The organism is Halomonas campaniensis (assembly GCF_002211105.1).
Lineage (GTDB): Bacteria > Pseudomonadota > Gammaproteobacteria > Pseudomonadales > Halomonadaceae > Vreelandella > Vreelandella campaniensis_A.
This window is the reverse complement of sequence record NZ_JPUA01000028.1, coordinates 180,319-186,959: the sequence shown is the minus strand read 5'-3', so window position 1 is coordinate 186,959 and position 6,641 is coordinate 180,319. Positions and strand designations below refer to the sequence as shown.

Annotated in this window: 7 protein-coding genes and 1 pseudogene; 3 read left to right on the top strand and 5 right to left on the bottom strand. The window is 57.6% G+C overall.

The annotated features are described in order from the left end of the window. From JI62_RS23210 to JI62_RS11155, 4 genes and pseudogenes are all read right to left on the bottom strand, one after another. Window positions 1-95 (bottom strand): annotated as a pseudogene (locus tag JI62_RS23210) (YqaA family protein); the annotation flags it as partial. Window positions 96-112: 17 nt separating this feature from the next. Continuing rightward, the gene (locus tag JI62_RS11165; RefSeq protein WP_088700225.1) at window positions 113-934 is read right to left on the bottom strand and encodes an IclR family transcriptional regulator; all 822 of its coding nucleotides are present in this window, start codon (window positions 932-934) and stop codon (window positions 113-115) included. 158 nt (window positions 935-1,092) lie between these two features. Further along, the gene (locus JI62_RS11160) at window positions 1,093-1,929 is read right to left on the bottom strand and encodes an enoyl-CoA hydratase (RefSeq protein WP_088700224.1); all 837 of its coding nucleotides are present in this window, start codon (window positions 1,927-1,929) and stop codon (window positions 1,093-1,095) included. A gap of 86 nt (window positions 1,930-2,015) precedes the next feature. Continuing rightward, on the bottom strand, window positions 2,016-2,966 hold the full coding sequence (locus JI62_RS11155; protein ID WP_088700223.1) for a rhodanese-related sulfurtransferase: 951 nt from the start codon (window positions 2,964-2,966) through the stop codon (window positions 2,016-2,018). A 211-nt stretch (window positions 2,967-3,177) separates the two neighbouring features. Between JI62_RS11155 and JI62_RS11150 the strand changes: the two genes are divergently transcribed. Next, window positions 3,178-3,867 (top strand): pirin family protein, encoded by a 690-nt coding sequence (locus JI62_RS11150; RefSeq protein WP_088700222.1) that lies wholly within the window; start codon window positions 3,178-3,180, stop codon window positions 3,865-3,867. A 102-nt stretch (window positions 3,868-3,969) separates the two neighbouring features. On the opposite strand, the gene serA is transcribed toward JI62_RS11150, so the two are convergent. Next, window positions 3,970-5,214, bottom strand: a complete 1,245-nt coding sequence (gene serA / locus JI62_RS11145) for a phosphoglycerate dehydrogenase (RefSeq protein WP_088700221.1) — start codon at window positions 5,212-5,214, stop codon at window positions 3,970-3,972. Between the two features lie 248 nt (window positions 5,215-5,462). Here serA and JI62_RS11140 point away from each other — a divergent pair, with 248 nt between their 5' ends. Next, window positions 5,463-5,753, top strand: coding sequence for an exodeoxyribonuclease VII small subunit (locus JI62_RS11140; protein WP_088700220.1), 291 nt, complete (start codon window positions 5,463-5,465; stop codon window positions 5,751-5,753). Continuing rightward, entirely contained in the window at window positions 5,747-6,640 is an 894-nt protein-coding gene (ispA, locus tag JI62_RS11135) for a (2E,6E)-farnesyl diphosphate synthase (RefSeq protein WP_088700219.1), read from the top strand. The genes JI62_RS11140 and ispA overlap by 7 nt, the downstream gene beginning before the upstream one ends. The last annotated feature ends 1 nt before the right edge of the window (window position 6,641 follow it).

Sequence of the window (6,641 nt, the reverse complement as noted above, 5' to 3'; positions counted from 1 at the left end):
GGCTCGCCGAGGCACCACAGCCGCGCCAGCCACACTTCCGACCCACCGGGAAGCAGCGTAGCGCTGACCAGCGCGACAAAAAACAGACTTATCATTCGTTCAACGACCCAGGTTAACGCGGCACCTGCCCACCCAACTGCTGGGTAATTTCATCGGCCGTTTGGCGAACCAGCGCTCCCAGGGTAAGTAAGCGAGCTTCCGGGATTCGCGCCACCGGGCCTGACACCGAGATGGCTGCCAACGGTGCGCCGTGCTCATCGAACACACAAGCGGCCACGCAGTGCAGGCCAACGGCATGCTCTTCCCGGTCGCAGGCAAAGCCCTGGGCACGGATTTTCTCTGTTTCCACCTTCAGTGTGTCGGCTTGATAGAGCGTATTAGCGGTCACTCTTGCAAGTTCGTGACCATTCAGCAACTGAGCCCGTTCATCATCAGGCATCCATGCCAGCAGTGCTTTACCTACCCCTGAGGCATGCAGCGGTGCACGGGAACCTAAGCGGGTGATCATGCGCATCATCTGTGGTGATTCATGCTGCGCTAAAAATACCGCCGTGGCCCCATCGCGAATGCCCAAGTTCGCGGTTTCACCGGTTTCAGTGGTTAAACGACGCAGAAAGGGACGACTTGTGGCCACCACGTCGCGGGCTTCAAGAAAGCTATTGCCGATACGGAAGGTTTTAACATCGATTCGCCATAGCCCCTGCTCGTTCTCCTGGGTGACAAACCCCTGGCTCTGCAAGGCTTGTAGCAAGCGGTGGGTGGTAGAGGGTGCCAACTCGGCCATCTCTGCCACTTCTGAAAGGGCTAGCCCAAGTGGGCTTGCTGCGAGATGTTCCAGCAGCGTTAAGCCACGTACCAGCGACTGGCTATGACCACCGCTAGCTTTGGCGGTACTCGCCGGACGACCGACCGTCCTGCGTTTGGCTTCACTCACCTGGCTTTCTCCTAAAAGACGCTCTCAAAAAACGCTCCCAAAAGCGCTCCTACTTACGCAAAGCGCCCTTCTCAGGGCGGCCACGAAAAACACAAAGGGCGTCAGGATAACGTGACAACAGGGCAATTGTCGCGTTTACGGAAACGAATTCCATTCATTCAGCGATGCCGCCACTGCGGTGGCCGCTTGGCAATAAACGCATCGATCCCCTCACCCACATCCTCGGCCAGCATATTGCAGGCCATGGTTTCCCCGGCAAAGGCGTAGGCTTCGTCGAGCGGCATGGAGAGCTGGCGGGCAAACATGGCTTTTCCAGTGCGCACCGCAACGGCACTTTTCGCGCAGATACTGGCGGTCAGCTCGTCCGTGGCTGCATCCAGCGCGTCGTCTTCTGCCACGCGATTAATCAGGCCCCACTCGGCAGCCTGCTCAGCGCTGATAAACTCCCCGGTCAGCAGCATCTCCATGGCGCGCTTAGAGGCCACGTTGCGGGAGAGCGCTACCGCCGGGGTGGAGCAAAACAGCCCCACGTTGATCCCGGAAACAGCAAAGCGGGCGCTGCGCGCAGCGACGGCCAAGTCACAGCTCGCCACCAGTTGGCAGCCTGCGGCGGTGGCGATGCCCTGCACTTTGGCAATTACCGGTACGGGCAGGTGCACAATCGCCTGCATCACGTCGCCACAGCGGGCAAACAACGTTTGGTAGTAGGCTTTATCGGGGTTGGCGCGCATCTGCTTCAGGTCATGCCCGGCGCAAAAGGCTTTCCCTTCCGCGGCGAGGACAACACAGCGCACGCTGCTATCGTCCGCAATCTCGGTCAGGGCGTCGTGAAGTGCTTCCAGCATGGCTTCCGAGAGCGCATTAAAGCGCTCCGGTGTACTCATGATTAACGTGATGACACCTTGATGATCAAGGCGCTGCAGAGGGGGGGCAGTTGACGATGGATCTTCAGAAAAGGATCCGTCAGAAGAGCGTCGGTCAGAGGTAATGGGCATGGTGAACTCCTGGTTTTGAGTGACACTTTTGCCCATCAGTCTAGCCCACAAGGCTTGTCCACGATGCCTGCCTACTGTGCCCTCGCTTATTTTTTCATTAGCCGGGTATCACGGCCTAAGGGGTGCGGCTCGCCGCGCTGTTTGGCTAGATCGATTTGGCGCTGGCGTTCACGGGCGGCAGCGCGGGTCTTCTCCGGCAAAGAATCGATGCAGTGTGGGCAGCTAATCCCCGGCTCGTAAGCAGAAGACTGCATATCTTCAGCAGAGATCGGCATGCGGCAGGCGTGGCACTGCTCGAACTCACCTTTGCTTAAGTCGTGGCGAACCGTCACTCGGTTGTCGAACACAAAACACTCACCGCGCCATAGCGACTGCTCTTCCGGGACTTTCTCCAGGTAGTTCAGCACGCCACCTTTCAGGTGATAGACCTCTTCAAAGCCCTCTTTAAGCATAAAGCTGGAGGCTTTTTCACAGCGGATGCCACCGGTGCAGAACATGGCCACTTTCTTATGCTTTTCCGGGTCGTAGTGCTCACGCACGTACTCGGGAAATTCACGGAACGTAGTGGTTTTAGGATCGATCGCCCGCTCGAAGCTGCCAATCGCCACTTCGTAATCATTGCGAGTATCGATCACCAGCACTTCAGGGTCGGCGATGATGTCGTTCCAGTTTTCCGGCTCGACATAAGTACCCACGGTGTCATTGGGGTCGATGTCGGGCACGCCGAGGGTAACGATCTCTTTTTTGAGTTTGACCTTGGTGCGGTAGAACGGCGTTTCGTCGCAATAGGACTCTTTATGGTCAATATCCGCCAAACGCGGGTCAGCGGTCAGCCAGACAAGCAGGGCGTCGATGCCCTCGCGACTACCCGCCACCGTACCGTTAATGCCTTCTTTGGCGAGCAGCAAGGTGCCTTTGACACCGTTATCCAGCATGGTTTGGCGCAGCGGCTCACGCAGCGCTTCGAAGTCGTTCAGGGTGACGAATTTGTACAGCGCCGCGACCACAATGGGCGGGGTATCGTTAAACTCAGACATGCACTTGCTCCAGGTAGTCACCCTCGCAAAGGGCGGACCGGGTTAAAAGAGGCCAGGATTTTACGCGAAAGCTAACCAAAAGTTTAGCGGTGGCCATCTTATTTAATACATCGATTTATTCGACAGAAACGTACTGAAAGCTTCACCCCACGCGGTCTCAACGAGGCGTATATTGTCACTATTACCTCTAACGCAACCTGCGGAGTACAGCATGATTATTCGTCGTTCCAACGAGCGGGGCTATGCCGACCACGGCTGGCTGCGCTCCTTCCATACCTTTTCGTTTGCCAACTATGTTGATCGCAACCATATGGGCTTTCGCGCCTTGCGCGTGATCAATGAGGATCGCGTTGCGGGCGGCCATGGCTTTGGCGCCCACCCGCACCGGGATATGGAGATTATCTCCTATGTGCTTGACGGTGAAATGGAGCACAAGGACAACATGGGCAATGGCGAGGTGATGCGCCCGGGCGATGTACAGCGCATGTCGGCGGGCACCGGGGTGCTGCACAGCGAGTTCAATCACTCCAAGCAGAATGAGCTGCACTTCCTGCAGATCTGGATCAAACCCAAGCAGCTCGGCATTAAACCCAGCTATGAACAGAAAGCCTTTCCAGCCGCCGAACGGCAAGGCCAGTGGCGCTTAGTGGCCTCTGAAGAAGTTCGCGAGGGGTCAGTGAGCATCAACCAGGACGTCAATCTATACGCGGGCTTGTTTAACCCTGGCGAACAGGCAACAGCGCCTCCTTCCCGCTACGCTTGGCTGCATGTGATCAACGGCGAAATGGAAGTTAACGGCGAGACGCTAAGCGCAGGCGACGCCGCGGCGTTTACGCCGGAAGAGTCGATCAGTCTCACGGGGCAAGAAGCGGGCGAAGTGTTGCTGTTTGATTTGGCTTGATTACTTTGTTAAACGGCTTAACAACCCGTGTTGGTTTCCAAAAGCAATACGGCGCCTCGCAAGAGACGCCGTTTTTATAGCCAATTTATTTAACCAATTGCGTTAGCTATTCTGCGCCGAGTAGAGCGCACGAATCTTCAGCGTATGCTCAACCTGTTTCAACGCTTCCAGCGCTTGAGGGCCGTAAGCTTTATCTACGTCAATAACCACATAGCCGACTTTTTCATTGGTTTGCAGGTACTGACCGGAGATGTTGATGCCGTTTTCAGACAGCACGCGGTTGATCTGCGAGAGCACACCCGGCACGTTATCGTGAATATGCAGCAGACGGTGCTTGTCCGGGTGAGCGGGCAGCGCGACTTCTGGGAAGTTGACCGAGGTCACCGTGGTACCGTTATCAGAGTAAGTGATCAGTTTTTCTGACACTTCGATACCGATGTTCTCCTGGGCTTCCAGAGTAGAACCACCTACGTGCGGCGTCAGAATCACGTTCTCCAGGCCGCGTAGCGGGCTCTGGAACTCCTCGTTGTTGCCTTTCGGTTCAACTGGGAAGACATCAATCGCGGCGCCGTTAAGCTTGCCAGCCTTAATCGCCTCAGCCAGCGCATCAATTTCCACCACGCTGCCGCGGGCAGCGTTAATCAAGATAGCGCCTTGCTTCATGGCAGCGATCTCTTTCGCGCCAATCATCCAGCGGGTAGAGGCAAGGTCGGGCACGTGCAGGCTGACCACATCGGCCCGGCCCAGAAGCTCTTCAAGGCTGCCTACTTGGCTGGCATTGCCCATGCCTAGCTTGGCAACTACATCGTAAAAAATGACGTTAAAGCCTAGCGACTCGGCCAGCACAGAGAGCTGGGCGCCGATGCTACCGTACCCCACAATACCCAGCGTTTTACCACGCGCTTCGTGGGAGTTCTTCGCTGACTTCAGCCAGCCACCCTGGTGAGCGCGGGCGTTTTTCTCAGGGATTCCGCGCAGCAGCATAATCGCTTCTGCCAGCACCAGCTCAGCCACCGAACGGGTATTGGAGTAAGGTGCGTTAAATACCGCGATGCCGCGAGCAAGGGCGGCAGTCAGATCTACCTGATTGGTGCCGATACAGAAACAGCCAACGCCGACCAGTTTTTCAGCCGCTTCGAACACACGCTCAGTGAGCTGGGTGCGGGAGCGAATACCGATGAAGTGAACATCGCGGATCTTGTCAATCAGCGCGTCTTCATCAAGGGATGTAGGCAGATGCTCGATATTTTCATAACCGGCGTTGTGAAAATTGTCCACCGCACTTTGGTGGACGCCCTCGAGTAGCAGGATCTTGATCTTGCTCTTGTCCAGGGACGTTTTGGCCATGGCTGAATCAACCTCTATGGTCGGCGGCATGCGCCGTGTATCGGTTCACGGGAGGCGCATATCGTAGCACAGCCCGCGCCGTTCAGGCCGGGTGTGAATGATGAAAAGTCTGCGTGCAGACGATGAATGGATCGCAAGTTGCGCAACAAGCTGTACTGAAGAGGGCAGACGCCGCCCCCCAGCCTCGGTGTATACTGTGGGCTTATTTCAGCTTATTTAAAAACATACCGGTTTGCAGGCACCCCCCAATGAGCGACAAGACACCACCCCCGCAGGACTTTGCCGCGACGGTTGAGCAACTCGAAACCATCGTTGAACGTCTCGAGTCAGGCGAGCTCTCATTGGAAGATGCACTGACCGCGTTTGAACAGGGCGTGCGGCTAACCCGCGATGCCCAGCAGCGTTTGGATAGCGCCGAACTTAAAGTGCGGGCGCTGAGTGAAGACAGCGAAGGGCGTTTAAACGTCGCCCCCTTCGCTGGCCCCGACGACCCCAAGGATGCGGCCGAGGATGACAGCAAGGAGACGCCCCCATGGTAGCCGTGCAGCCTAGCCAGCTTGCCACCCTGCGCCAGACCAGCAATGCCCGTGTAGATGCCACCCTGGCGGCGCTGTTTGATAGCCGCCCAGCGGTAGCGCCAAGGCTTGAAGCCGCCATGCGCCATGGCCTGCTGGCCGGTGGCAAACGCCTACGCCCGCTGCTGGTCTATATGGCCGGGCACGCGCTAGGGGCTGAAGAGAGCGCCCTGGACGCCCCCGCCGCGGCCATCGAGTTAATCCACGCCTATTCGTTGATCCATGATGATTTACCCGCCATGGATGACGACGACCTTCGCCGTGGTCAGCCCACGGTGCATAAAGCCTTTGATGAAGCGAGCGCAATTCTGGCCGGCGACGCCTTGCAGGCGCTGGCGTTTGAGGTACTGGCAAGCAACGCTCACCCCCGGCTGGGCCACCTGGTACACACCCTGGCTTCCGCCTCTGGACGTGATGGCATGGTGGCGGGGCAAGCGCTGGATTTAGACGCCGTTGGTGGCCACCCGGATGTCGACGCCCTGGCCCATATGCACGCGCATAAAACGGGCGCCCTCATTGTTGCTGCTGTGCGCTTGGGCGGTCTGGTTGCCGTTGAAGACTCCGACCCCCGCTTAACGGCGCTGACTCGCTACGCCCGCGCCATTGGGCTAGCCTTTCAGATTCACGACGACATCCTGGATGTGATCGGCGATACCGTTACCCTAGGCAAAACGTCAGGCGCCGATGCCGCACGCGCCAAGCCCACCTACCCCAGCCTGCTGGGGTTAGAAGGTGCTCAACGCAAAGCGCACAGCCTGATTGACGAGGCCATTGCCTCGCTCGCCCCACTGGGCGAACGTGCTGCACCGCTGGCCGACTTAGCCCACTATATGATCGAGCGCGACCACTAAA

Excerpts from the sequence above, each read along its gene's own strand:
- JI62_RS11150 (WP_088700222.1), top strand. The coding sequence starts at position 3,178 with ATGATTATTCGTCGTTCCAACGAGCGGGGCTATGCCGACCACGGCTGG.
- JI62_RS11155 (WP_088700223.1), bottom strand. The coding sequence starts at position 2,966 with ATGTCTGAGTTTAACGATACCCCGCCCATTGTGGTCGCGGCGCTGTAC.
- JI62_RS11160 (WP_088700224.1), bottom strand. The coding sequence starts at position 1,929 with ATGCCCATTACCTCTGACCGACGCTCTTCTGACGGATCCTTTTCTGAA.
- ispA (WP_088700219.1), top strand. The coding sequence starts at position 5,747 with ATGGTAGCCGTGCAGCCTAGCCAGCTTGCCACCCTGCGCCAGACCAGC.
- JI62_RS11140 (WP_088700220.1), top strand. The coding sequence starts at position 5,463 with ATGAGCGACAAGACACCACCCCCGCAGGACTTTGCCGCGACGGTTGAG.
- serA (WP_088700221.1), bottom strand. The coding sequence starts at position 5,214 with ATGGCCAAAACGTCCCTGGACAAGAGCAAGATCAAGATCCTGCTACTC.